Raw genomic sequence first — 24654 nt, 5'->3', positions numbered from 1 at the left:
TATAATAGTTACATTCTAACAAGTTGTCAATAGCTGCAGAAGCCCGGCAACCTCGTCAGGGTAATTCTTGGTCAGCCTTGTTTTGCCCAGGTTGCTCTTCACGATCTTAATCAGCCGGGGATCTCCACTCGCCGCATATTTACGCAGCATGGCAAATCCAGGCTGAGGCAGACTGGCGGCAAATACACTGAGACTATATTCCAGACCTTTGGACAAGACGCGAAAATGTTCCCGCTCGGCCGGGCCTGAATCGCTGCTGCGGATTCCGTCCATAATCCCGGCTGCCAGCTCCAGGCAATACAGAACATTGGCTTCAGCCTTCAGCAATGGCGGATGCGCCAGCGCCGCCACAAAAGCCCGCTGCTCCAGCAGCGTAGCGCCCGAACGCCAGCCGTCAAGCAGCTCCCTAAGCAGCGCAAAGTCGTATTCGCCCAAGGACTGCAAGCCCATTGCCGCAGCCTCGCGCAACCTCCACCTGCCATCATTCATCGCCGCCTGCAAGCGCTCTTCCGCCTGGCTTCGCCGGATGCTATCCGCATGGGCATAATGGGCTCCGCAGGCCCACACCGCGCAGAACGGCAGGTACTCCTGCGGATCACCTGTCTTGGCTTCAGACTCCGGGAGATGTGACCAGGCAGAGATCAATTCCCAGGCAGTCTCCGTCACCTCAGGTCTGGCAAACAGCCCGGCAAAGCTGCCCGCCAGCGTAAGGTTAGCCCGCGGCCCGGGCAGACCGCTCTCATGCAGCATATAATCTGTCAGCAGCGCCCATTGCTCACGATCATCTATCTGCTGCTGCAAGGCTGTCAATATGGCTGGATTTTCTTTCATCTTAAAGCCCCGTTTCTCCATTCTTCTATTGTCTGCGGATGATTCCTTGCATAACATAGGGATAGTCAATTTGCTTCTTTACAGCCTGCATCGCATCTTCTCCCGCCAGAAGCGACATCATATATAATCCCAAATCAATAGAGGTGGACACCCCGCCTCCTGTAATGATCTTGCCGTCCTGAACAATCCGCGTCTCTATAACCTGCCCGCAATAAGGCTCCAGCAGCCCGTAGGAGGAAGGATGTGTTGTAGCCCAGCAGTCCCGCAAGAACCCGGCTGCGCCCAGCAGCAATGAACCGGTGCACACCGATACCTTGTAAGGAACACTTTTGGCACCTTGAAGCCAGGAAATGAACGGCCCGTCATTGCGCAGTATTCTCGTCCCCATTCCGCCCGGTACAAAGAGCAGATCATATTGCCCCAGTTCCGGCTGAACCTTGCTGATCTACCGTCAATCCCTGCTCATCCTGCACTTCTTCCCTGAACCCGCAAATATCCATCTCCAGCCCATGTCCTGCTTCAAAATTCCCCAAGCGGCGAATCACATCATAAAAGCCGGCAAAATCCAGAAAAGTGATCCCGTCAAAAAGCACAAAAGCTATACGCATCGTTATCCTTCTCCTCCCGGCAATTCAAAAACTACTCGCTGTCATATGCCTGCAAGGCCACCGGCAAAGCCTGAATAACCGCGTTGCCTACTGCCGGAAGACCCAGCAGAACCGCACTGATGATCTCTTCCCGCGTAGCTCCAAGCGACTTGGCATGTTTTACATGAAAGGGCAGTCCGCTTTCCAGGCGCACCGCAGCCAATACCGAAATATAAGCGATTTCTTCAGTCTTTGGATCAAGACAACTTGCCGCGTCCAGCTTCTGAACGGTCTCCATCCAAGCCTGCTGCTGCTGTGGCGCTTCCTTCATAAAGGTGGCAAATGCATTGCTCACTTGTGGTAAATGATCCATTTTTTTAGCCTCCGTTTCGAATATGCACCTGTCTAGGCACTGGTCAGGATAATCGGCTTACCCTTGGTGACTATGATCGTATGCTCATACTGGGCCACCCGGCTGCTGTCATTCACACTGAGGGTCCACCCATCAGACTGCTGCTCCACAAAATCCGCTCCGGTGGACAGAAAAGGCTCGACGGTAATGACCTGCCCTTCTTTGAGCACAGTGGTTACACGCGGATTGTAGAACGGAAGAATTTCAAAAGGCTTCTCATGCAGCGATCTGCCAATGCCGTGGCTGCACAGATTGCGCACTACGTTATAGCCGCGTTTGCGGGCTTCCGTCTCCATCACCCGTCCGATTTCGTTAACCTTCATTCCCGCTCTAAGATGATTGATGACACTCATCATAGTTTCCTCAGCGCTGCGGCACAGATGGACAAGCTTCTCATTGTACGGCGGCAGTTGAAAAGAAGCCCCAGCGTCCCCATAATAACCGTTCAGCTCGGCGGAAACATCAATGTTCACCAGATCCCCTTCCTGAATGACTCTTGAACCCGGTATTCCGTGGGCCACCTCTTCATTAATACTGATACAGGTGCTTCCCGGAAAATTATAAGTGACCTTTGGGGCGGATTTCGCGCCGAACCGCTCCAGAATCGCTGCCCCCACCTCGTCAAGCTCAGCGGTGGTCATACCGGGAACTGTCCTTTTTCTCATTTCCGCAATAGTGTAGCCAACCACATGGCCCACTGCCTTCAACCCTTGCAAATCCTGTGCTGTATCGCTCGTCATCTGCTCCATTCCTCCCGGTTACAAATTATCCCACATGGACAGCTGTATTGCAGAACCCGCTTCACCATACACAAGTTTTCTCAGCTTATCGGCATCCTTAGCGGAGACCGTGTATCCTTTGGCGCTATTTTCCGCAGGGACCAGCAGTCCCTGCTTCCCCTGGGCTTCTCCAAGGTTTAGAATATAATCCTCCGTATAGCCATCCCCAAAGGTCAGCTTCATCTTAAACTCAGCCCCATGGTAGAGATCATTCTGCACCCGCTTGCTGCCGTTCATCGCATCTGCCATCAGCTTGATAAATGCAGGATCCGTAAAAGTCCGGCTCTCGAAAGATTCACTCTGCGCCCTGCCGCCGGCAGGCTGGCAATCCAGGGTGATCTCTGAAATCCACCTGGCATTGATAAATCCAAAAGCATTCTGGCAGCCACTCAGCAGTACAGCCAGCAGAACAGGTACAGTCAGTAGAAGCCTTTTAATGGGTCCCACCTCCAAATCCATATGTATCCTCCAATTATAGCAGTCTTGTGAACCAAATAACATTCTCGCTCTTCGCAAAAAAAGACCCGTCCGCTATAAATCAACGGACCGGTCTTGAAGGATTGGCAGCCTTATATGTAAAGGAGTGCAGCCTCCTGGCAGATTAGCTGATGGCTCCTGCCGCTTTCAGCCAGGCATCGGTAATAAGCGCATGTCCGGCAGGAGAAGGATGCACACCATCCGGTGCCCAGAATGCAGAATCCGCCTTCATGGATGCTGCAGCAAACAGCCCATCCAGAGGAACCAGCAGAGCCCCATACTCGCGGGCAAGCTCACGCACCACATGAATCTTCGGGTCCAGATCCTGGCGCCAGCCCTTGCGGTCTTCGGATACCGGCAGCACAAAAGGCTCAACGAGAATCAGCTTGGCATTGGTTGCTCTGAGGGTGCGTTCAATAATATCCCGGTAGGAAGCTTCAAATTGTGCAGCCGTGGTTTCCTCCCCGGAGTCAAAGCGGCGCCAGGTGTCGTTAATGCCGATGTATATGGAAACTACAGTCGGCTTCAGCTCCAGGCAGTCCTTGTCCCAGCGCCGCTGCAGATCCGCCGCACGGTTGCCGCTGATCCCGCGGTTGATAAAGGTCAGCTTCTTCTCGGGATACAGCAATCCCAGCCGTGCGGCTACCATCAGTGCATAGCCCACACCAAGCGAGGACGGGTCTTCATAGTTGCGGCCCCAATCCGTAATGCTGTCACCCTGGAACAAAATGATATCGTTTTCTTGAAATTCCATCCTGAAAATCCTCCTATAAAACAGCTCTTATTGTATAAACATACCTATTATAGCAAATAGATTTTTGCGGAGCATCTATTGAACGGAATCGCCAGTTTCTGCTGCAAATTTGTTCATTTTGAGCTCAGCGGCAAGCAGAGCTTCTTGAAGCTTCTTACCGAAATACTCGCTATCTCTCCTGAAATAAAGGGCCCGCACGAAGTTTTTACTGTTGATCCGGTTGATGTATTGGCTGTTGCTTCTGGGCTGACTGCCGCAGGCTGCAAGGCTGCTGATCCATTCAGCGATGCGTTCCCGCGCAAGCAGATTACGTAGAATCATCGTATCTACAATTGTAGCCATCCGTTCATCTTCTTCTTCTCTGAAGAGATATACTCCGTTCTGCAGCATACCCCGAACCGCTTCCAGTACCTCAAGCTGCACCGGCTCTCCGCTTTCCGGGCATTGCACCAATTCATCGATGGCATCTGCCCCGTGAGCCGCCGAGTGAGCCCAGCCGCCTTCTTCGACATAGCCTCGGAGATCTTTTTCTTCAGCATAATAACGGAGCAGTGCTGCCTTCAGCTGCCGAAACCCGGCAGCATCCAGGAAAGGCTGTTCTCTGTGCCGCTGGATAATAAGGCCGATGACAAGTACAGTGAAGGTCCGGGTGAATACTGTCTCATCCCCTTGTCCGCCTATACCATGGAACAGATGCTGCTCATCCAGCAGCACCGCCAGAACGGCTCTCAGCTCATCAGAAGAGAGCAGCCGCTGCTCCAGAATCCATGCGTAAAAGGTCGGATATATCAGCCCGTCCCGCAGCTCAGACTGAGGGTCTCCAATATACTCCAGCATCAGACAGATGAAATCCTGCACCTCCTCGCCTTTACGGAGTCTATACCGCTCCGCTTCTATTCTTTGCAAATCATTCATTAACCGGGCTCTGATATTGTTCATTGTGTCACTCCTAAGACTCAGCAGGCAGTTGCTTTACCATTGATTTAAATGCCCCACAAGCAGATAAGATGGTTCCAGGGCAAAGGCAGATAACAGCTTCATCACATGCTTATCCCTGCCTTTGGCCTTCAATGCGTGATTCACCCAGCATAAAGTGCCTTCCAACTATTTACTATGTAAATTAACACAATCCCCCTAGCCTTTCCATTAGAACAGGCGGCTGCGCCGGTTTTCGCTGGATAGCTCAGCCGTTTTAGGTGCGGATTGCCAGGGGAGCTTGCTGCTGCCAAACAACCCAAAAAACCTCCAAGCAGACCCGATCCTTATTCACTAAGGACTGCGGGTCTAGCTTGAAGGCTAAACAGAGCATTATATCAGATTTTTCATAAAATCAGATTAAATGAATAATTAGTACGCCAGGCTGAACAGACCTTTAATGTGGGACAAATAACGGATATTGCTCGCTTCCTTCATAAGGGTTGCAGGCAAGCCCTTAAGCGGAGTATTGCTGGCTCCGATAATTGCCACCCCGTCTTTGCGCCCAAGGCTGGCAAGCGTCCCGGAGTTGATTGGACTGAAGGCTTCAGAGGCTGCATTAGTCAGATAAGCGTACAGATTGTAGCCGATCAGCTCGCCCATCTGCCAGGCAATTTGTGCTGTCGGCGGGTATGGACGTCCGTCCGCTGCGAAGACAACCGCACTGTCCCCTGCCACAAAAACATCCGGGTGCGAAGTGGACTGCAGGAAGTCATTGACTGTGGCACGGCCGCGGTTCACTTCTAGGCCGGATTCACCGACCAGAGGGTTGCCCTGCACACCGCCGGTCCATACAAAGGTATTGGCAACAATTTGCTGGCCATCCTTCAGATCAATTACATTGCCGGCAACATTCGTAACAGGAAGGCCGGTCAGGAAGGTTACACCGCGGGCAGTCAGGCTCGTTACTGCACGCTCAATCAGGTGATCCGGCAGCACCGGAAGGATTTTTGGACCCGCTTCTACTAGCATCAGCTTGATTTCCTGAGGATTTACGCCATAACGTTTGGTCAGCTTCGGCAGCACATCAGCAATCTCGCCCACCAGCTCCACGCCGGTCAGACCGCCACCGCCAATCAGAATCGCCGCATCGGCTGGATTGTGTGTCTTGGCGTACTCACGAATGCGGCCTTCAATATGCCCATGGATTTGTTTCGCGTCCGCGGCGGATTTCAGCACCATGCTATACTCTTCCAGTCCAGGAATGCCGAAATAAGCAGTAGTGCTGCCCAGCGCAACAACAAGTGCATCATAGGAGAGCGTCGTACCGTCAGACAGCTGCACCTGCTTGCTGTCTACGGAAAATGATTTGACCTTGGCAATTTTCAGATCAATGTCTTTTCCGGCAAAAAGCTTGGTGAGCGGCATGGCTACGGCTTGTTCCGCAACACTTCCTGCCGCCAGACGATGGAGCTCCGTAATAATCTGATGCGTCGGGTATTGATTGACAACCGTGATTTTTGCTTCAGCCTTGCTCATATATTTGCGCACGTTAATAGCACTCAGAAGACCGCCGTAGCCAGCTCCGAGAATAACGATATGTTTTGACATCATATTTTCCTCCGCCCTTATTTTTGTGGATTACGTTCGCCGCTGACCTGCAGGTATGCATTCATGAAACGGAGCATTTTTTGCACCTGCGGGTCCTTGATCATGCGCATCATGCCGAACAATGTGATGTTTTCACTGCTTTCGTTGGCACGATCCTTGGCTTCGATAACCGTAGCTGCCATTGTTTTGACGGAATCCACTACAGGCTCGGCAAGTTCTTTGATGGCACCTACCGTGTCATTCTTTAGCACCTCATCCGCTGCAACAGTCTGCACAAAATCAAGCGACTTGGTTAATGCGCCAACCAGCTGCGTAATCTGGGGAAGCTGCTCTACCAGCGTCGTTAGGGATTCCTGCACCTCAGGCTTCAAGAGCTGATCCAGAAGATCCTCTTTAATAAAGGATTTGCTTTGCGTGATTGTTTCTGACATATTGAGTTCTCCTTTGCATTAGCTTTCTCTCATAATAAAATGTATGAAAAGATTAATCCCTAAATCAATGTGATTATTATAACATTCTTCATGTAATAAATGTCACAATCTTTTTGCCTATATATCCTTATTTTGTGATTAAAATCACGTCTTTTCTGCGATTTTTGGTTTTTCTCACGATTTCATAAGAAAATTTAACTCTGAGATCCATTTGGCCATTGACTATGCTCAAACACCGTGATATGTTTAGCAAGTAACAAATAGTAAGTTTGTTTATTAATATTAGCTATTAATAATTGTTAACTACTACATACATTATGGAGGAATGAACATGAGCGCTTTTTCAGAATTGGTTCAAGCACGCAGATCGGCAAATAACTTCGTTGAGGGGATCAAAATCCCCCAAAGCGAGCTGGAAGAAATGTTCTCGCTCACCCGCCTCGCTCCTTCAGCCTACAATTTGCAGCATACCCATTATAAGGTGGTCAGTGATGAAGACCTGAAGGAAAAGATCCGCGAAGCGGCCTATGGCCAGTACAAAATCCATACCGCATCAGCGGTCATTGTCGTGCTTGGAGACAAAAATGCCTATCTGCAGGCTTCTGAAATCTACAGCGGGCTTAAAATGCTGGGAGCCATGAGTGAGGATGCTTTTGACCAGACGATTGCGGATATCCACGGCGCTTATAGCGGAAATGATGCTTTTCAGCATGATGAAGCGATCCGTAATGCCTCTTTGTCAGCCATGCAGTTCATGCTGATTGCCAAGGACAAGGGCTGGGATACCTGCCCGATGATCGGTTTCGATGTTCAAGCCGTCAAAGCGGCCCTGAACCTGAGCGACAATATGGTGCCTGTCATGCTGATTACAATCGGCAAAGACAACAAGCACAAGATCAGACCCCGCGGCTACCGCAAGCCTGTGAATGAATTTGTAGAGTTTTTTTGATTGAAGTGCACAAAGAGCCTTCCGGCATGCGCCCGGGAGGCTCTTTGTGCTTAAAACAATAAATAATCCGCAAGCTTCAGGTTCTGTAAAAGGCCGCAGGGTACTGCTGAAAACACCGTCCGGGGCGGGCGCGGCGGATCATTTGGCATATTGCAGGAGAGCGATTGCCGCACGTTCCCGCCGGTCCGCATCCTCGCTGTCCAAGGCACACTTCAGCACAGTGAGCGCTTTTGACAGAGTCTCGGCATCTACTATACCTGTCTGTTCGCCTTCCTGGATACCGTCCACAGAGGGATCAGAAATCCACAGCTCCAGCCTTGCCTCCGGAAGCGGCCCATTGTACTGCAAGACCGCTTCTTCACCGCAGGTCCACGCTCTGAGCAGCGGATTAAGCGCCGGAGCAGGCACCGTCTTCAGCCAGGTCACTCCCCGCCGGTGGCAGCGCCGGTCTTCAGCCGAATCGAAGGCTTCCGCATAAAAGTAATCGCCCAGATCCCCCAGATAAGCCCACTCCCCATCCTCGATCAGCACATAATCCCCATCCTGCATGACATTCACGAATATGTCCAGACTGTCCGCTGCAGTTTCCAGCTCCGCTCCTGCGGTAGTCCCGGCTAGAACCAGCCGATTGTGAATCTCCTTTTTGCCGGCATGCTCCAGATCCCCCACACCTGTATATCCCAGACACACGTAATTTTCTTCCAGAAACTCCTTCATCCGGTTCACTCCGGTCAGCCCGGTCTTCACCCGAAATAGCTTCATTCGCTGTCACCCTCCATTCCTGCGTATAGCTTGCTTCTGCTACTTATGTACGGTTAAATTATACACCAAAAAACTAAGGATACGGACGAATAATAGCGCTTACATTAGGATGATTCTGAAAACATACCCGAATTTAAAGTATTCGCCTTTTTACGAATCCGCAGAACAGCGGTATAATTCAAGTATCAAGACAAGGAACCATACACTGCTGAAAGGGACCGGCGGGAAGGTAAAATCTCTCTCGCAAGTAATCTTTGGCAGATGTACTCCCTGTGCTTGAGACTATATCTTTGATCCTGTTGCTGAAGCTTTCAATCCATCCCGGAACGAAAGGGGATGAGCTTCTTAAAGCTCAAACATTGAATCATGAAACCAATCGTTAACCAGCGGATGAATTCGAGAAGACTCTAAGGCAGGATAGGCAAATTTATTGCCGCCTCGGACGATTTACCCGGCTGAGTACAAGGATAGGATAAGGAGTCTGAGAAGAACATGGGTATAGTATGTACAGCATAACCCCCTATTGTTGATGAATAATCAATAATAGGGGGTTATGTGTGTTGAGCTAAGCTGTTCCGCCGCCAATCATCGGGATATATTGGAGCGCCTGTCCGTTCAGACACGCAGCAGCCTCAGCATGGAATCCGCACCTTTTTGAAATTCATAGGGAACCTGCTGCTCTTCTGCCGTCCAGCCTTGGACCTGAGCTGCACAGACCAGCTGGTCCAGCTTATGGTATCTGCGGGAGGATAAGTCCACCAGCGGGAAGATGCGGATTTCTGACTTCGTGACCCTCATCAATTCCTGAAGTGTCCTGAGGTGAAAATCATAGTCCAGCCGGTCCCCATACATAAACAGAAAATGGGCAGACAGGGTGAGATCAAAGGAACGGTCTGCAAAAGGCAGCAGAGGCAGCTCTACTGGAATATAACGGCTGCTATTTTGCTGCCGGTCCAGCGTACTGGCTGCCAAGGCTGCTGTCCTCGCCTGCTGTAACGCATGTATGGAAGTGAACTCTTTCCACACAAAATTATCCTGAACTTTGTCCAGCTGCTGCACCGTATGCTCAATATCCTTCAGCCCTTTGTCCCTCAGTGCTTCAGCGGAATAATAGTAAGCAATGTCTGCGGCAACAGATGCCGCGCCAAGCTTGCGGGCCTCTGCGGTAAACGAGCAGGCTCCCGCCGGACAATCCAAAATACTCCGTCCCTCCAGTTCTCCCCGCTGCAAATTAAACATCCGCAAGTACTCCTCAAAGGTCCGGCCAATAAAAACAATACGCTCCAAATCCAATTTGTTTCTGCTCATCTCTGCTCAGCTCACCTCTTCTGTTCTCTTCTGTGTTTCTATTCCAGGCTAAAACCCGGCTGCGCCGCCAGTTCCTGCCTGATAAAATCATACAGCCTGCGGACGGGCGGTTTCAAGGGGTAATCCGCAATCCGGCAAATGATCCCGCAGGTCATGTCCACAGCGCTGCCTTCCAGCCTCCGGGTTACGGTTCCGGCAGGAACGGGATTAAGGATCACCTCCGGCACAAACGCGATGCCAAGCCTGCTCGCCACATAGAACTTCAGTGCCGACATGCTGCCGATTTCCATGGTATCGAGCGGCGGGCCGGCAGCTTCCGTCAAGACGCTTTCCAGTTTTTTGCGGTAGGGGCATGTAGGTGCTGTAATCAGCAGCCGGTGTCCGCGCAGATGATCCGCAGTAACGGCGGGGACGGAAACAAGCGGATGATCTTCCGGCAATAACAGTACGAATGCTTCCGTAAACAACGGTTCAAAATGCAGCTCCTTCCCCAGTTCCGGAGCGGAGCAGATTACAATATCCAGCTCTCCGCGGAGCATCCGGCCGCAAAGCGCACCTGATCCGGAGATGTCCACCGACAGCTCCATTTTAGGAAACAGGGTCATGAATTTCTGCAGAATGTCAGGCAGCCGGTAGCTTGCCGTCGGATCAGAAGCACCGATGCGTATGCTCCCCGCTTCGCCGGATTTCAAATCCGTGATGCTGCGCTGCAGCCGTTCCATATCCTGGACGATCCTCTGGCTCTGTTCGTGAAACAACCGTCCGGCTTCGGTTAAGGCCACGCCTTTGCCCCGTTCCAGCAATTGAACTCCCAGATCGGATTCCAGCTTCTGAATTTGCATTGTGACTGTAGATTGGGCATAATTCAGCTCTTCTGCGGCACGGTTGAAGCTGCCGGAGCGGATGATGGCCTGAAAGGTTTTTAATGTTTTTAGATCCAGTCTGGTTCGCTCCCTTCTGGCTCAAAGCCCAATCAAAGCTCAATTTGAGAATGCACTTTAAGGAGTGGCTTCAAAAAAATTGAACTCACCATTCAATTCATTCAATTATACAAAACCGGGCAGACTTTATACAATACTCTATACCGGCAGGCTATTCATTGACTGAACTTGAATCTGCCGCGTTCATATCAGAAGGGTGATAAGAGGACTTTGGAGACTTCGGGCTTGATTGCACTATCTGCAATAGATTTACGGATTTCAGACCAAAAGTAACTGATTCGCTGGATTCTGCTGCACAGAGTGCAATAGATTCAGTTTTGCGGCGGATAGTGGAATGATCTGCTGTAAAAAGTGCATATAGAAGTTACTTTTCGGCCTGAACCGGAGTGAGATTCGTGAGGGGAGTGACCAGGTAATTGTATGAACTGAGCGTCATTGATGACCAAAGAATAGTTACTTCAAACTGCATCAACGGATAAAAATTCGATTAAGGAGTGGATAAGCATGAATTTATCAGAAAAAGTGGCACTGGTCACAGGCGGAGGAACTGGCATCGGCAGAGCAGTAAGCCTCGAACTGGCATCGTGCGGGGCTACAGTCGCCGTTAATTATTCCCGTTCAGAAGCCGAAGCGCTGGAAACTGTTCAGAGAATAACGGATCAAGGCGGGCGGGCAATGGCTGTACAAGCAAATGTGGCCCGGGACGCAGAAGTGCGGAAAATGGTAGAAACGATTGCCGGAACCTTTGGAACGGTTGATCTGCTCGTAAATAATGCCAGCATCACCAGGCATATCCCTATGGATGATCTGGAAGCGGCTACGGAAGAAGTATGGGATGAGCTGTACGATGTAAATGTCAAAGGCATGTTCCTTTGCGCGAGAGCCGTGGCGCCTTACATGAAAAAGAACAAACAGGGGGCCATCGTCAATCTCGGCAGCATAGCCGGAACTACAGGTGCCGGCTCCTCTCTTCCCTATGCGGTCTCCAAAGCTGCCGTTCACGGGCTAACCAAGTCTCTGGCCCGCGCGCTTTCCCCAGACATCCGGGTCAACTGTGTAGCGCCGGGTGCTGTTGCCACCAGATGGTGGGCAGGCCGGGAAGAACAAATGCGCCGGCTTGCACCGAATCTGCTGCTGCAGCGTATCGCGGAACCGCAGGATATCGCGCGGTTCATCTGCTCCACCCTGGAGCAGGAGGCCATGACCGGACAGATCATCACGGTGGACAGCGGGCAAACACTGTAAATACCAAAGCAGACAGGAAGACAGCTGCTTCAGGACCAATAGACAGAACATTCAATATGAAGGAAGCAGCGTATATACGAGAGAAACACACTCATTGCGAAAGAAACACACTCACTACTAAAACAACACACTCAATTCGAGAGCATCAACACTCATCTCGAAAGTATCAACACTCAATTAGAAAGAAACACCTTCTCATGTCTTCACATGCACTAAAAGTGACTCTATCACGAATAATTTATGACGCTAGAGATAGTCATTAGGTTCACTTTGCATATTGTGAACGAGCAGCAAGGCTCCCTTAGTGGGGGACTTACTGCTCGTTATTTTAATAGTACCTTCCGGCCAGTTCAGCAGATTAAGGCAGGCACGCAAACTACCCGACTCGCTTCTCAAATAGAACTGAACTTACAAAGGTATTTATACCTTTAAACTTATCGCCTGCGCCGCTTGGGAGTCCCAAGCAGCCATGATGGCTATTAGGACTCCTTTTATACATTACGACGGCTCGTCCCCCCACACCAGAGTGCCGGAAATATAGGCTGGAGCTTTACTCCAGTCTGCATAATTGGTGTCCGCTCCATTAAAGGAATAGTCCCCGGTCTGTGTGTAATGGGTCCAGTCCGATTTTGCCACCCGCGCCTGGATATCGATGCTTGCGCCTGCTGCGAGGGAACCCGCTGAGCTGTTAAATCCAAGCTCAAGGTAATAATCAGCGCCGGTTGTAGCCGACGGCATTTTGACAAAGCTGCCGGTCACATTCGCACTGCCGACCTGGGACCAGTCACAGAAGAAATTCTGGGTCTGCTCTCCGTCAATGGTGTAATAGTATCTTAATTTCACACCGGACAGTGTAATCGCACTGGTGCCAGTATTAACAAGCTTGAATTTGGGACTGATCGTATTGGCAGAAGCTGCTGTCCCGCTGTTATACATCTGCACCTTAAGCGCACCTGCCGGAGGGGCAGCAGTATCGACAATAGTAACAGCCAGCGGTTGCGCAGCCCCGGCACTGAAGCTGAAGCTCAGGGTGATTGTACCCACCGGCTGGGCGGCCAGATATTCTTTCTTAATTGTTACAGTTGTGCCGCTGACCGTATAATCGGTTCCTTCCGACAGAGCAGCGGTACCGTTCTTAATCGAGCTCAGGGTAGTCCCATTCAGCGTCAGGGTAACAGTGATATCCGCCTGGTTGGCTGTCTTCTTGTCAAAGCTGGCGCTGGTTGGTGTAATCGAAGCGCTGGCGGCAGGCGGATTCACCGGATCGGCGTAGAGCGTGCCTCGGCCGTTCGTACCGAGATAGACTCGGCCGTAAACTCTGGGGTCTCCGGTGATTGCCATGTTAATTTTGGCGTATTGGTGGGCATCGTCATTGATCCGCACCCACGATGAACCGGCATCGTCCGAACGGAAAACACCTCTCACTCCATCAATCTTGGCTACCGTATAGAGTGCCATATAGTTCTGGCCCGGAGCAGCCATACCGAAGCCGATCAGATCGGCTTCCTCCACGTTCGTCAGCTTAGTGAAGCTTGTGCCTGAATCGGTAGAGTGCCACAACCCGTACTTGCCTTCCACCGCATTGCCGCCGGCAAACCAGATGTCTCCTTCGGTGCCCGGCATGGCTTTCATGCTGATCTGGGCCTGGTTCGGCTGCAGCCCGCCTACATTATTGGTCGGGAACCCGGCCGCCGCCGTAGCGCTGAAGGTAGCTCCACCATCTGTGCTGATATAGAAGGTTCCTGCGTAGAACGCATAGAATTTGTTCGGGTTCACTCTATCAGAGGCCACTTTGGCTCCGGCTGGGACGCCCGAGCTTACGTTCCAGGAGTTCCCGGTGGTTTTGGAATAATAGACCCCAATATCCGAGGTGCTCCAGAGGATGGAATTGCCGCTCGCAGATACCGCAACCTGGCCTTGTCCTGCGGTGGTCTTCGTGCCGTTGGAAGGCTCGCTGTTCGGCATGTACCAGTTGACGCCGCCGTCGTTAGAGATTCCAATCGACTTCATGCTCGGCGTCTTCTCCTTGTCTGCGCCCCCTACCCGCACCACGTAGGCAGGGTTCAGTTCTGCATAGTCGATGCCCGTCGTCGTTGCCCAGGACGGGCTGGTCTGGAACTTGACTGGTGCCTGGGTCAGATCTTCATACCGGAAGCCGGAAACGTCGCCAAGCGCCGTAATCAGATGGGCCGTTCCTGAGGGAGGGCTGATCAGCCCGAGCACAGCCGTTTCCTCTACTCCTTTGGCCATTACCGCAATATTAACTTTACCTCCGGTATCCCAGGAGGTCAGATTGTTTGTTCCGTAGATCGTGGCCCCTGTACCGTACATCATCCGGTCTGAGTTGAACGGGTCAATCTCCAGATCGCCCATCATCCAGCCCAGCTTCGGTGACGGATCAAGAGAAGTCGAATTGGTGACACCATGATTCAGCCAAGGCGCCGCAGTGATGTCCATGGCAAATTTATAGGTACGCTCGGGGTAAAAGCCCCAATCCCAGATCCGGCTCCAGGTCGCTCCGCCGTTCGTGCTGCGGAAAATCACCTCGTCCGGCCACCAGGCATTCAGGCTGGATACCATGACTGTATCGGGATGTTGGGCATCCACAGCCAGTCCGCCGAAGCCGTACCAGTTATCCGTTCCGGTAGACGGGCTGATGTTGGTCCAGGCCCCGCTTGCTGTGTTCAGCTTCCAGACTTCACCTTTGCTGCCATCATACGGGCCGACACCATTACTGTACGTAATGTATAGATCCCCTGTAGAAGACAGCACCCCGTGATGCGGCAGGTAGCCGGTGGGCTGGCCGGGAATCGCCGTCCACGTTGCTCCGCCATCGGTACTGCGGTATACGCTGCTTGCTGTGTCGGCAACACCAACATAGATCGTCTGTGTGGCGCTGCCCAGTGTGCCTGTGCTTTGATCAAAAGTAATCCAGGATAATCCGACCAGGTCATTGCCGTATTCAAGCGTCGGATTCTGGATATAGGTGCCGGCATTCGGAAAAGAGCTCACTTTCGACCAGGTTACACCTGAGTCTGTGCTTTTCCACAACCCGTTGCCGCTGCGCGCTCCAAAAAAGAGGATGCTGTTCTTATTAGGATCGATCACCAGACGTTCCCCTGCGGACCGCCCCGGCATATTGCCTCCAACCTTGAACGGCAGCGGAGTGGACTGCCAGGTATTTCCCCGGTCGCCGGAACGCATAATCTGCCCGTTGTCATCCCAGCTGTTGGTATAGGTGCCTGTAGCCATATATACCTTGTCAGGATCGATGGGATCAGTCGCAAGGGCATCTACACCGTTCTTGTTCCAGTCTACCCAGCCTACCGCATCACTGATGGATACCCAGCTCCCTGTGGCCTGATTCCAACGGTAAGCGCCGCCGATGTCGGTGCGCGCATAGATTAAATCCGGTTCGCTCTGATTAAAAATAATGCCGGGCACAAAACCTCCGCCTGCCCCGGTAACGACACTCTTCCAGTTATAGGCTTCGCTTGCGGCTGCGCGGGTAATCGCTGGAAAGGCAGTGAATAACGAGCTTGTCATAGCGGCCAGCAGGACAACCAGTCCCAGTTTACGGATACGTTTTCGAGTCACCATTTACGCCTCCTAAGGTTTGATTTTGCCTAGTCAAGTCCGTGGGTTTCTTTCGCTTCCCTCGCTTCCTTGCCCCTCCTTTCTGATCCCCGGCATCCTTCCGCAAACAACAGCATGTACAACTGGTAACGCTTACAGTATAATTGGTAAATATTATAATTTGTTAGGGAAAATGGTTGATTTTGCGTGAAAATGGTCGCCTGCTTCCGCACCATTTTCTACCTTTATATTACATTTTTTAAGCACGAAAAAGACTCCCCTGAACACAGTTCAGAAGAATCTCCTACACTAATGCTGAAGTACAAACTCATCCAGCTTGCTGCCGTCCACATCATAGGCCTGGAACATCAGTATTGATCCGCTCGCAGTAATGCCGGCGAACATCTGCTTGTTATTCTAAAGGTGAACCTTGCGGTGGCTTTATGCCCGTTTTCGCAGCAGCGCAATCACCGCCAGCAGAAAAGACAGCAAGGAAATGCCGAGTGCAATGTAAATCATAGGGGATGTGCCAGATGCTTTATCCTGTTCCTCCATGATCGCATTGTGCTCGTCCATGCTCATGGAGTCCTGGCCGCCCATGTTCATTGAACCGTGATCATCCATTGCCATGCCGGAATGGCTCCCTCCGCCGGCTGCCGCCTGTACAATCTCCGTGACGGAATGGGGGGTTTCCGTACCTTCCTCTCCGGACCACTGCACCAGGCTGCCGTCAGCATAATGCTGATAGGCGTCCCAGGCAATATCGCCCTTGGTGTCGGGGTTCTTGGCAGTGAAGTAAAAGCGCTGAAACTGCCCGGCCTGGATTCCTGCTGCGGTGGACACCCAGCTGATTTTGTTGCCGTCAATCTTCACATCCCAGCCCGGTACAACCTCGTATTGCTTGAATTCCGCTCCTGCGGGAACACGCAGATCGATCTGTACAGTAGCAGCGTCTTTTTCGGAAGGCACTTTTAAAGTATACGTCTCCCATGCACCGGTGACAGATTGAGACGGAGCGACGGTCACATGCGCACTGGCTGCCGCTGCGGACAGCATCAAGGCTGCCGCCGTTGGCGCGGCCAAAACTGCTATTTTACAAAACAGTCTGTTCATATTAATGTCCCCCTTTTCATGGACCTTCTGATTCTTTCTCCGGTACGGATGTCTATCGTTTCTTGGGAAAATCCCGCTCCCGCGACGCAAGCCCCTGCTCCATAGCATATCTCGTAAGCTGTGTGCGGTTCTGGAGCTGCAGCTTCTGGAGGATATTTTTGAGATGGTTTTTGACAGTATGCTCCGAGATGCCGAGTGTTGCCGCGATTTCCTTATTGGTGGAGCCGGAGGACACACACCCCAGTATCTCCTTCTCCCGTGCCGTTAATGCTTCCCGCTCTTCCTTGACAGAGGCGACAGCAAATTCCTTCAGGATCTGAAAAGCCAGCTCCCGGCTCAGCGGAACCTCCTCACTGACAATCGCCAGCAGGTATTGAATCCAGGTCGATGGAGCCAGGTTTTTCAGCAGATAGCCCTGTGCCCCCTGCTTCAGCGCCTCGAATAAATAGGAGATTTCGTCAGAAACGGTTACAATCACGATTTTGACATAAGGAAATTCCAATTTGATCCGGCGCGTAGTCTCCAGACCATCCATTTTCGGCATTTGAATGTCGATCAGGATCAAATCCGGCATCCATAATCCGGTCCGTTCGATGGCTTCGGCTCCGCTTCCCACTGCACCGATGACCTCAAATCGTTCATCCATGGCCAAAATCTCACACATCGCCTCACGGGCATGGGCATGATCATCTACAACAAGCACCCGGCAGCGGTTCATGCGGAAGCCCCCTTTTTGGCAATTTCTACGATGGTCCCGTAATCCCCGGATTTCAGCGCAAGTGTCCAGCCCATTCCTTCCGCACGCTCCTTCATTATCTGCAACCCATAGCTGCCGCTTACGGCAAAAGGGTCCTCATGCCGGATGCCGGCCCCGTCATCAGAAATGGCTACACGCCAGCCCTGCCCGTCTTCGCGGCCGGATATCGCAACCCTGCCCGCCCGGGTATGCTTGCGGACATTTATCATTGCCTCACGTATACAGGAGAGCAGCTCGGCCTGTTCTGCAGGACTGAGGTTTTCGTCCCGCAGGCTCCAGTCCATGGCCACCTCAACTGTGACCTCACGGGCAATCTGCGTCAACTGCTCCTGGACGGACTGCGCCAGAAGAGACGTCTGTTCACCTGCAACCGGAACCTTCAGATTGGATATGGCCTGACGGACATAGCGGTTGGTTTCATGCACGTTTTTTTTGAGCTGGCCTATCGTTTCTGCATCCATTTCTCCCCGCTCATGCTTCTGCTCCAGGCGGTCAATCCGTACAGACAGCAAAAATAAAGATTGCGCAATCCCGTCATGAAGCTCTTTCGCCAGCGCCTCCCGCGCCTCCATCGCCGTCTTCAGCAAGCGTTCCTGCTCCAGTTCTCTTGCATTTTTCTCCATAAGGGAGAACAGCGGCACCAGCAGCACTATGCTGAATAAGAATACAAGCACAGGGGTTAAGTAATTGCCCATATCCATGGAGAGATACGGCATCAGGAACTGATGGCGCACAATTTCCCAAATGCCGACCATGACAGTGGGCAGCAGCAGAATAAGCAGTTTAATTCTTGTATACGTTGCTGTCCCCTCCCAAATCTTAAGCCTAACATTAGCATTCTCCCGCCAACCTGACATGACTCTTTCGGGCTATACGGAGACTTTAAATGTTACAAAAATAAGTATTTAAAATTTATTTTCAAAAGATTCCAGACGTCAATACCAGCCTAATCCCTCAGCCTACAAAGGTGAAGTGTACCGTCCGTATTTGATCCCCGTATCTTTGAACCCTGCGTTTTGCTGGAGAAGAAAAAGAATTGACACCCTCCGCTCCCCGCCAATTCACACCAAGCGCCACGCCGTTTGCTGTCCTTGCCGCAAAAAGCAGCGAGAACATCCCGGACGTGATTTCACCGCCGTCATCAACACGCCAGACTGAAAATTCATCGTCCCGGGTCACAGCCGATTAGAATATCCCCATGCTCAGGTAACGTTCGCCTGTATCGGGAGCGATGCACAGCACCCGCTTACCGCTCCCCAGCCGCCGTGCTTCCTGAAGCGCCGTCCATACCGCCGCTCCGCCGGAAGGTCCGATCAGGATTCCCTCCGTACTGGCCAGGGTTCTGACCATCTCCAGCGCATCCTCATCGGAAACCTGGACAATTTCATCGTAGATGCCCGTATTCAATATGGCCGGCACAAAACCCGGGCTGGTCCCAACCAGCTTATGCGGTCCGGGCTGGCCCCCGGAGAGTACCGGTGAGCCTTGCGGCTCCACCACAACAATACGGATCTCCGGCAGCTGCTCGCGGAGTGCTTCACCGGTACCTGTTATGGTACCGCCAGTCCCCGAAGCAGCTACGAATACATCCAGCCTGCCATCCATTTGCGCCAGGATTTCCGGTGCTGTTGTAATCCGGTGAATATCGGGATTGGCTTGGTTCTCGAACTGCTGCGGAATGAAGCTGCCTGCAATCTCGCTTCCCAGCTCCAGCGCCTTGGCGATCGCTCCCGGCATCCGCTCTGCGGCCGGAGTCAGCACTACCTCTGCTCCGTATGCTTTTAGAATATTGATCCGTTCTTTCGTCATATTGTCAGGCATAACCAGAATGGCTTGGTAGCCTTTGGCCGCCGCATTCATCGCCAGCCCGATGCCGGTATTGCCGCTTGTTGGCTCGATGATAGTTCCGCCAGGCTTCAAGACTCCGGCAAGCTCTGCCTGGCGTATCAAATTGTATGCCGCCCGGTCCTTGACGCTGCCGCTGGGGTTGAACATTTCCAGCTTCACGTACAGTTCGGCTGCCTGTGGTCCGGCTAGCCGGTTCAAGCGGACCACAGGCGTATTGCCGATCAGTTCCGTGATATTGCTGACTACAAGAGATGACATGGGTGAGCCTCCTCATTTCTTCTGCTGTCTATCCCCCCATTGTAGCGCTGTGAGGCGGCTCTTGTCGACTGATCTACATTCAGCCGTATTGCGGAGCAGTCCAAGTAACCAGCAAAAAAACCGCCTCTTTATAAAGAAGAGACGGCTCAGACTGTCCATCAGAGTCTGAGAAGAGGCTCTGATTCGTCCTTATTGGCTAACCCCTGCTTAAGGATTAACGGTGATCTTGAAGGTAGATGTAGTATTTTTTACCGGTGTGACCGTGTTCGTGATCTTCAGATTGTTGAAGACTACTGAGCCTACTGCCGGACCTTGGCCGGGCTCTGCCGATTCGTTGGCCCAGATGCCGACACCCGATTTGGCGTCAAACGCGTCTCCGCTCTTTTGCGCGCCGGAAATGGTAATATTCGTAAAGATTGTATCGGCTACAGGGAACTGTGGCGAAGAGGCAAGATAATTGGTCTGGAACATGATGCCATGATACGTCGGATCTGTAATGTCCACATCGCTGACCCGGATGCCCTGGAAGATTTTCGAAGCCGAGAAAACCCAGATGGCCGGGAAGGTCTGTCCGTTCCAGAAATGTCCGCCTGCACGCTCAATCGAGATATTCTGGAGGTTCGTCGCCGGTGAAGCACCGAATCCATTCATCGGATACCCGAAGTCGAGCGAACTGATCGTAATCCCGGCATAGCAGAGCGTGTCGGCAATGTAAATATTGCGGAAGGTGTTGGCGTAACCGCCATAGACTGCCACGCCGGCTGCGCGCCAGGTCAGGATCGAGGTCAGATTCTCATACACGTTGTCCTTCATATCCGAACCGCCGGAATCAATCGCCGAAAACAGTGCAAAGCTGTCATCCCCCGTAGCCCGGGCTTCATTGTTCGAAACGAGATTGTTTGTGCTGCCGTTGGTCATGTTGATGCCGTCGGCGAAGGTGTTGCGGATACGCGAGTTTTTGATCACCATGTAGTCGGTATTGGCACCCCAGTACATGCACACCTGATGTTCGGTCCAGATGTTGTCTATCGTAATATTCGCAACATTAGAGAAGTCGAATACCTTACCGGGACCGTCGATCCGCGAGGTATAGTTGCCGAAATACGCAAAGTTGGCAAAAGTGGACCCGTTCGCCGAAGCTTCTGCCCGGAAGCCCACATCCGTGTTCTCCTGGCTGGCTGGAGCCACAAACCGGGTATACCAGGGGCCGGCCCCGATGACCTTTACAGCTTTGCCGTACACCTGGAACTTGCTTGTGGTCTGGTAGGTTCCGGCAGGCAAATATACACCTGCAAGATTTCCGGTGGTATCCATGCGGACTTTATCCAGCGCATTCTGCACATCCTGATGGGTGAATCCGGCAGGAACAGCGTATTTAGCCGGGTCCGGGTTGACGATTGGCGCCACCTGCTCCAGGCTGATGAAGTCTATCGCATATTGCGAGGTGTTCGCCGCATCCTTTTGCAGCCGGATCGTGCTTCCTTTCGGAATGGTGCTGTCGAACATCATATTGGCTTCATCGTAGATGTGACGCGGCGGGCCGGAACCGGGCGAATTGTCCGGTCTGGCCTCCGGACCATACAGCCAGGCGTATTTAGAGGTTAAGCTGATAGCTTTGGTAAACACTCCATTCACATATACGTTCAGCGTGGCATTGGTTCCATCGCCGCTTGGCGAATCCGGAATGGAAAAACGGGCAACAAGCGTGTTCGTGTTGGCCCTGGTGGTGAATTCCACATAGCTGCCGGTTGAATTCAGCGTGACCGCTCTTCTGCCCGAGGCTTCACCGGCCAGATCGCCGATATTGCGGTTCGGCGCAAGCTTGACGGCTCCGCCGCCAATCACCCCGTCCTCCGCTTCATACATGTCGTAGGGCATATTGGCTCCGCGGCCGATATACAGCGGCTGGGTCTGGACGTTGTTGGCCCGTTTTACCGCAAGCTCATTGGCATCTGCGGCGATTTCACTCTTCACTGAGTATTTGCCGTCCGCTGCCGTCCAGGTGCCCAGCGTAACCGGGGCCGTTGCCGCACCGCTGGCAATGGCTCCGCTGTAAACACCGGACAGTGTTTTGACCACCGTATTGGTGGCGGTATCCGTGATGTTCAGCGTGAGGTTATGCGCCCCGCCGGCTGAAGCGGCGGTTCCCTGGTTTTTGACGGCTATCGAGAAGGTTACAGTATTGCCGCCGGCCGGGTTGCCCGGCGTCCAGCTTACCGGAGAAGCGATCAGATCCGAGCTGGATACCGGATTTACGGTCAGCGGCGAAGGATTCGTATAGCTGTTGTTCCCCTCATTCAGCTCAATGACCGCGTTGCCCTCATCGACCTTGGCGCTGAGCGTATAAGCAGCCGCATCCTTGGCCCCGATGTTAAGTGACACATTGCTTGAGGCTCCTGCAGACAGCGCTCCGACAGGTGCTGTTCCCGCCAGGGCTGTGCCCAGGTAGAAGCTGACATTTGTCACGGCGGAGACGGCAGTTCCGGTGTTTTTGACAGCGGCGGTTAATGTAATGGCATCTGTCTCCACCGGAGCAGACGGCGACCAGGACATCGATGTTACCGTCAAATCCGGATTGGCCGCCGGTGTGCCGATAACCTGGAATTCAGCCACCTGCCCGGCGCTCGAACCGGAATTGGCGGTGATTTTCAGCTGAAGCTCACTCACGGTGGCAGTGACCGGAATGGTCACGGAGTTGCCGCTGGCCGGATTAAAGGTATACACTGCTGCCGGAACCAGACTTGTGAATGCTGAGACGGCCTGATTGTGTCCAAGCACCTCAATCGTCTGGGTGCGTGCGGACCAGATAGATGCCGGGTTAAGCTTCACAACAACCGAGGTCACGCTGGCATTGGCGCCCAGATTAACGCTGAGCGTATTGGGATAACTCCCGCCCGCGCCTTCCCAGTAAGTGGTGACATCGCCGTCATTGGCATTCGTTGGCACAAACGTATAGATGGAGGACGATGCACTGATGCTTTTGCCAATCGCCAGGTTAGAGCCCGGGCCTGTACTTGGAGCAACTGTCGGTGAAGCGGATGGCGTAGCTGTTGGCGCTACCGTGGGAGTCGCTGTTGGTGTTGCCGTTGGCGCTACTGTAGGAGTCGCTGTTGGCGTCGGTGTGACTCCCGGAGTTAGGAGCAGATTGTCTAGATTTACGTTGCCGGAATCGGTGGAATCATATTTGTAAGCAATCGTGTTGGTGCCGGATAGCAAGCTGAGTGCTTCTACTTTGGTTGACCAGGTATCCCAGTTGGCCAGATTAGCGAGTGCGGTCTGCTTGACCTTCGTCCCGTTGACGTAGACACTGAGCGTTCTGGTGCTGCCCGAGGCATTGGCGTATCTCAGCGCGGCATCGTAGCTGCCTGCTGAAGAGGCGGTAACTGTAAAGATAGTAGATGCTCCCTGTGTAAGGTACCCGTCAACAAAAGCCGAACCGGAATAGCCGCTGTGGTCGGTGTTGATTTTGGCTCCGCCGGATAATGAGGCTGCTTCTGCTTCATAAGTTCCGTCGGGAGAAGCCGTGGTGCCATACACCTCGAATTCAGACACCTGGGCGGCCGGCCAGCCTGTGTTTGCTGAGAAATTCAATTTGATGTACCGGGCGGCGGCAGCCGTGAAATTGATGGTTACCGTATTAGAGCCGCTGGAGGGATTGAATGTATAGCTAGCGTCTGACACCAGATTGCTGTATGAGGAATCGTCGGGGCTGCCTTGAATCGAAAGCGTTTGGGTCCTTGCCTCCCAGGAAGCCGGAAGCTTCAGCACCACCTGATTGACGCTGCTGCTTACTCCAAGATCCACTTTGAGCCACCCCGGAAAAGCATTGCTTGAGCTCTCCCAATACGTTGCCTGATTGCCGTCACTGGCATTGGACGCAGCATATACATCTCCAACGGAGCTTGCCGTCATCGTCTTGCCCGCAGCCAGGTTCCCCGCAGCCGAACTGACAGCCGGAAACAGCGCCAGCTGGCCTGCGAACAAAACAGTGATCAGGCAGTACATGAGCAACCTTTTTCCGGCAGATGCAGTATTTCCTGTCAACATGGACAACCACCTCCCCTAATTGTTTGACCCGCTTAAAAGTATGCGCTTTCATAAATCTCTTGTTTGCCAGGCTACTTCTTAAATTGCCCGCCCCCTTTACGATATATAGTCTACTAATTAGCCAGCTGTCTATTCTCTGGACCCTCTTAAATGCAAAAAAAGAACGATCCCCCCTGCGAAACCATGCAGAACAACAACCGCAAGCGCAAGATGCCTGACCGAACCCCGGAGACTTTTCTATGAGCTAACTAATTATGGTAATAATATAAGATATCGCTAGATTTTGATCGAGGGCTAATTCTATGAATTGTATGTGCATTATTACGATTTGCAGTTGCAGATCTATTTTCAGACAGCAAAAAAAGGCCCTTCCGACGGGAAACCACCGGGCGCAGGGCCGATCGGGCTCGCCAAATTCTAGACCCTTAGGGAGCCGCGGAACCCTCTGGCGCCATAATAGGATTCTGCTCCATTGTGGTACATAAAGACCGTGTCATAGCGGCGGTCGCAAAAGACGGCTCCACCGAGTGTTCTGATGCTTTCAGGTGTTTTCACCCAGCTGGACGTCTTCAAATCATATTTCCCAAGCTTCTGCATCTCCCGGTATTGTGCTTCTGTTAAAAGATCAATGCCCATAGCAGCCGCCATTTCTATCGCATTATTGTGCGGCTTATGTTCTTTGCGCGACTCCAGCGCTTCACGGTCGTAGCATACACTTCTGCGGCCTTTCGGACTTTCCGCTGAACAATCATAAAAAATGTATTCGCCCGTCTCATCGTCATGACCAACAACATCCGGTTCACCGCCAGTCCTTTCCATTTCATGAAGCGGCCATAGCTTGTCCGGTTGAGCTTCAAGTTTCGCTTGTACATTAGCCCATTCAAGACCTTGATGACGGTTCATGTTTTTCTCAAAACGGGCTTTCAAAGTTTCAAGCAGTCCCTCACGTTGTTCCGGAGACAATTTAATATCGTTGTTTGAACTGGCTGTCATGTCTATTTCTCTCCCTTCAAATATGGCACTCCCCAGTGAAAAACACTATCTCTGATTGCT

At 52.3% G+C, this 24654-nt stretch carries 23 protein-coding genes; 2 read left to right on the top strand and 21 right to left on the bottom strand.

Going from position 1 to position 24654, the window contains the following annotated elements:
* Positions 1-15: 15 nt before the first annotated feature.
* From JI735_RS22655 to JI735_RS22615, 10 genes are all read right to left on the bottom strand, one after another.
* A complete protein-coding gene (locus tag JI735_RS22655; RefSeq protein ID WP_051052303.1) occupies positions 16-831 on the bottom strand; it encodes a hypothetical protein in 816 nt (271 codons plus the stop codon).
* 25 nt (positions 832-856) lie between these two features.
* Positions 857-1219: a DJ-1/PfpI family protein gene (locus JI735_RS37460; RefSeq protein WP_325175534.1), complete on the bottom strand. Its 363-nt coding sequence runs from the start codon at positions 1217-1219 to the stop codon at positions 857-859.
* A 22-nt stretch (positions 1220-1241) separates the two neighbouring features.
* Positions 1242-1439, bottom strand: coding sequence for a hypothetical protein (locus JI735_RS37455; protein WP_325175533.1), 198 nt, complete (start codon positions 1437-1439; stop codon positions 1242-1244).
* A gap of 31 nt (positions 1440-1470) precedes the next feature.
* Positions 1471-1791 (bottom strand): carboxymuconolactone decarboxylase family protein, encoded by a 321-nt coding sequence (locus tag JI735_RS22645; protein WP_039839340.1) that lies wholly within the window; start codon positions 1789-1791, stop codon positions 1471-1473.
* A 32-nt stretch (positions 1792-1823) separates the two neighbouring features.
* Positions 1824-2570, bottom strand: a complete 747-nt coding sequence (gene map / locus JI735_RS22640; protein ID WP_039839341.1) for a type I methionyl aminopeptidase — start codon at positions 2568-2570, stop codon at positions 1824-1826.
* Between the two features lie 18 nt (positions 2571-2588).
* Positions 2589-3068, bottom strand: coding sequence for a YhfM domain-containing protein (locus JI735_RS22635; protein WP_039839342.1), 480 nt, complete (start codon positions 3066-3068; stop codon positions 2589-2591).
* 142 nt (positions 3069-3210) lie between these two features.
* Positions 3211-3840, bottom strand: coding sequence for an SGNH/GDSL hydrolase family protein (locus JI735_RS22630; protein WP_039839343.1), 630 nt, complete (start codon positions 3838-3840; stop codon positions 3211-3213).
* Between the two features lie 75 nt (positions 3841-3915).
* Complete coding sequence (locus JI735_RS22625) at positions 3916-4779, bottom strand: DUF2785 domain-containing protein (RefSeq protein WP_039839344.1); 864 nt, start codon at positions 4777-4779, stop codon at positions 3916-3918.
* A 408-nt stretch (positions 4780-5187) separates the two neighbouring features.
* Positions 5188-6366 carry an NAD(P)/FAD-dependent oxidoreductase gene (locus JI735_RS22620; protein WP_202676467.1) on the bottom strand — a complete coding sequence of 393 codons (1179 nt, stop codon included), beginning with the start codon at positions 6364-6366 and terminating at the stop codon, positions 5188-5190.
* A 17-nt stretch (positions 6367-6383) separates the two neighbouring features.
* Positions 6384-6797: a helical membrane plugin domain-containing protein gene (locus JI735_RS22615; RefSeq protein ID WP_020433848.1), complete on the bottom strand. Its 414-nt coding sequence runs from the start codon at positions 6795-6797 to the stop codon at positions 6384-6386.
* Positions 6798-7128: 331 nt separating this feature from the next.
* Between JI735_RS22615 and JI735_RS22610 the strand changes: the two genes are divergently transcribed.
* Positions 7129-7746 carry a nitroreductase family protein gene (locus JI735_RS22610; RefSeq protein WP_039839348.1) on the top strand — a complete coding sequence of 206 codons (618 nt, stop codon included), beginning with the start codon at positions 7129-7131 and terminating at the stop codon, positions 7744-7746.
* Between the two features lie 138 nt (positions 7747-7884).
* Here the strand turns inward: JI735_RS22610 and JI735_RS22605 are convergent, their stop codons facing one another.
* From JI735_RS22605 to JI735_RS22595, 3 genes are all read right to left on the bottom strand, one after another.
* Positions 7885-8508 (bottom strand): hypothetical protein, encoded by a 624-nt coding sequence (locus JI735_RS22605; protein WP_051052305.1) that lies wholly within the window; start codon positions 8506-8508, stop codon positions 7885-7887.
* Between the two features lie 615 nt (positions 8509-9123).
* On the bottom strand, positions 9124-9816 hold the full coding sequence (locus tag JI735_RS22600) for a class I SAM-dependent methyltransferase (RefSeq protein ID WP_039839349.1): 693 nt from the start codon (positions 9814-9816) through the stop codon (positions 9124-9126).
* A 38-nt stretch (positions 9817-9854) separates the two neighbouring features.
* A complete protein-coding gene (locus JI735_RS22595; RefSeq protein WP_039839350.1) occupies positions 9855-10757 on the bottom strand; it encodes a LysR family transcriptional regulator in 903 nt (300 codons plus the stop codon).
* A 504-nt stretch (positions 10758-11261) separates the two neighbouring features.
* Between JI735_RS22595 and JI735_RS22590 the strand changes: the two genes are divergently transcribed.
* A complete protein-coding gene (locus tag JI735_RS22590) occupies positions 11262-12002 on the top strand; it encodes an SDR family NAD(P)-dependent oxidoreductase (protein ID WP_039839351.1) in 741 nt (246 codons plus the stop codon).
* 498 nt (positions 12003-12500) lie between these two features.
* Here JI735_RS22590 and JI735_RS22585 read toward each other — a convergent pair whose 3' ends face one another.
* The 8 genes from JI735_RS22585 to JI735_RS22550 form a co-directional block, all read right to left on the bottom strand.
* Positions 12501-15602: a cellulose binding domain-containing protein gene (locus JI735_RS22585; protein WP_202676466.1), complete on the bottom strand. Its 3102-nt coding sequence runs from the start codon at positions 15600-15602 to the stop codon at positions 12501-12503.
* Positions 15603-16019: 417 nt separating this feature from the next.
* Positions 16020-16691 (bottom strand): YcnI family protein, encoded by a 672-nt coding sequence (locus JI735_RS22580; RefSeq protein ID WP_202676465.1) that lies wholly within the window; start codon positions 16689-16691, stop codon positions 16020-16022.
* A gap of 52 nt (positions 16692-16743) precedes the next feature.
* A complete protein-coding gene (locus JI735_RS22575) occupies positions 16744-17409 on the bottom strand; it encodes a response regulator (protein WP_039839357.1) in 666 nt (221 codons plus the stop codon).
* Positions 17406-18203 (bottom strand): sensor histidine kinase, encoded by a 798-nt coding sequence (locus tag JI735_RS22570; RefSeq protein WP_233476008.1) that lies wholly within the window; start codon positions 18201-18203, stop codon positions 17406-17408. Before JI735_RS22570 ends, JI735_RS22575 begins: the two co-directional genes overlap by 4 nt.
* Positions 18204-18402: 199 nt before the next feature.
* The gene (locus JI735_RS22565) at positions 18403-18627 is read right to left on the bottom strand and encodes a hypothetical protein (RefSeq protein WP_202676464.1); all 225 of its coding nucleotides are present in this window, start codon (positions 18625-18627) and stop codon (positions 18403-18405) included.
* A 6-nt stretch (positions 18628-18633) separates the two neighbouring features.
* Positions 18634-19554 (bottom strand): cysteine synthase A, encoded by a 921-nt coding sequence (gene cysK, locus JI735_RS22560; protein ID WP_202676463.1) that lies wholly within the window; start codon positions 19552-19554, stop codon positions 18634-18636.
* A 207-nt stretch (positions 19555-19761) separates the two neighbouring features.
* Complete coding sequence (locus tag JI735_RS22555) at positions 19762-23601, bottom strand: galactose-binding domain-containing protein (RefSeq protein ID WP_039839362.1); 3840 nt, start codon at positions 23599-23601, stop codon at positions 19762-19764.
* Between the two features lie 417 nt (positions 23602-24018).
* The gene (locus tag JI735_RS22550) at positions 24019-24594 is read right to left on the bottom strand and encodes a DUF4256 domain-containing protein (protein ID WP_039839363.1); all 576 of its coding nucleotides are present in this window, start codon (positions 24592-24594) and stop codon (positions 24019-24021) included.
* Positions 24595-24654: the final 60 nt, after the last annotated feature.

The sequence above is a fragment of the Paenibacillus sonchi genome (assembly GCF_016772475.1).
GTDB classification, from domain to species: Bacteria; Bacillota; Bacilli; order Paenibacillales; family Paenibacillaceae; genus Paenibacillus_AQ; species Paenibacillus_AQ sonchi.
The sequence above is the reverse complement of the archived record's forward strand: the minus strand, read 5'-3'. Positions and strand labels throughout refer to the sequence as shown.